The organism is Nocardioides sp. (genome assembly GCF_035547795.1).
Classification (GTDB): domain Bacteria; phylum Actinomycetota; class Actinomycetes; order Propionibacteriales; family Nocardioidaceae; genus Nocardioides.
In genome coordinates this window covers 1-1,929 of the sequence record NZ_DASZUF010000041.1, presented here as the reverse complement: position 1 = coordinate 1,929, position 1,929 = coordinate 1, and the positions used below count along the sequence as shown (strand labels likewise).

General features: G+C 69.6%; 1 protein-coding gene. It reads left to right on the top strand.

The window, feature by feature from the left end:
- Positions 1-1,897: preprotein translocase subunit SecA (locus VHA72_RS03395; protein WP_524538565.1), on the top strand; the 1,897-nt coding region annotated here is incomplete at its 5' end.
- Between the last annotated feature and the right edge of the window lie 32 nt (positions 1,898-1,929).

Here is a 1,929-nt window from a genome sequence, read left to right as displayed (position 1 = left end):
CGTCGACGAGTTCACCGGCCGCATCCTGCACGGCCGCCGCTACAACGAGGGCATGCACCAGGCGATCGAGGCCAAGGAAGGCGTCGAGATCAAGGCCGAGAACCAGACGCTGGCCACGATCACGCTGCAGAACTACTTCCGGCTCTACGGCAAGCTGTCCGGCATGACCGGTACCGCCGAGACCGAGGCGGCGGAGTTCCACCAGACCTACAAGCTGGGTGTGGTGCCGATCCCGACGAACCGGCCGATGATCCGCGACGACCAGACGGACCTGATCTACAAGGGCGAGCCCGCGAAGTTCGAGGCCGTGGCCGACGACATCCAGGAGCGGTACGAGAAGGGCCAGCCGGTGCTGGTCGGCACCACGAGCGTCGAGAAGTCCGAGTACCTGTCGAAGTTGCTGGTCAAACGCGGTGTCGCGCACGAGGTGCTGAACGCGAAGTACCACGACCGGGAGGCGCTGATCGTGGCGCGCGCCGGCCGCAAGGGCGCGGTCACGGTCGCCACCAACATGGCCGGCCGTGGTACCGACATCGTGCTCGGCGGCAACCCGGACATCATCGCCGACGAGCGGTTGCGCGAGCGCGGCCTGGACCCGGTGGAGCACTCGGAGGCGTACGAGACCGCGTGGCCGAAGGTGCTCGAAGAGGTCAAGGCCGAGGTGAAGGCCGAGGCCGAGGAGGTCAAGGAGGCCGGCGGCCTTTACGTGCTGGGCACCGAGCGGCACGAGTCGCGCCGCATCGACAACCAGCTTCGCGGCCGGTCCGGCCGCCAGGGCGACCCGGGCGAGTCGCGGTTCTACCTGTCGCTGGGTGACGAGCTGATGCGGCGGTTCAACGCCGCGATGGTCGAGCGGGTCATGACCACCATGCGGCTGCCGGACGACCAGCCGATCGACCACAAGATGGTGTCGCGCGCGATCAAGAGCGCACAGACGCAGGTCGAGCAGCAGAACATGGAGATCCGCAAGAACGTACTCAAGTACGACGAGGTCATGAACCTGCAGCGGAAGGTGATCTACGCCGAACGTCGCCGCGTGCTCGAAGGCGAGGACCTGTCCGAGCAGATGCGGCACATGCTCGCCGACGTGATCGCGGCGTACGTCGAGGGCGCGACCGCCGAGGGTTACGCGGAGGACTGGGACCACGAGAAGCTGTGGACCGCGTTGAAGCAGCTGTACCCGGTATCGGTGACGTGGGAGGAACTGACCGAGGAGGAGGACGACCTCAGCTCGGACTTCCTGCTCAGCGCGCTGCAGGAGGACGCCCAGCAGGCGTACGCCCGGCGTGAGGCCGAGATCGACGCCAAGGTCGGCGAGGGCGCGATGCGGCAGCTCGAGGGGCAGGTGCTGCTCTCTGTGCTGGACCGCAAGTGGCGGGAGCACCTCTATGAGATGGACTACCTCAAGGAGGGCATCGGCCTGCGGGCGATGGCCCAGCGCGATCCGCTGATCGAGTACCAGCGCGAGGGCTTCGACATGTTCAACGCGATGCTCGACTCGCTGAAGGAGGAGGCGGTCGGCTTCCTGTTCAACCTCCAGGTCGAGCAGGCGGAGCCGCAGCAGCAGGCGGCCGAGCCCGCGGCGGCGCTGCCGACGGCCGGTGCCGCGGCGGTCCAGGCCGCCGGCCGGCACGCGCGGCCGACGCCCGCCCAGCCCGAAGAGCCGCAGCCCGAGCCGGTTCCGGCCGCGCTGCGCGGCAAGGGCCTCGGCGACGGCGGCGGTCAGCAGAGCCTGACCTTCTCCGGTCCGGCCGAACAGGGCGGGGTGCAGTCGCGGGGCGACGGCTCGCCGAGTCCGGCGAAGGCCCGCGCTGCGGGTTCGGCCGGCGGCGGCACGCGTCGTGAGCGGCGCGCGGCGGCTCGTGCGGAGGCGAAGAAGTCCAAGCGCGGGCGGTGAGTTGAGCGGTTTCGGGGGCGCCCGGGCGCACG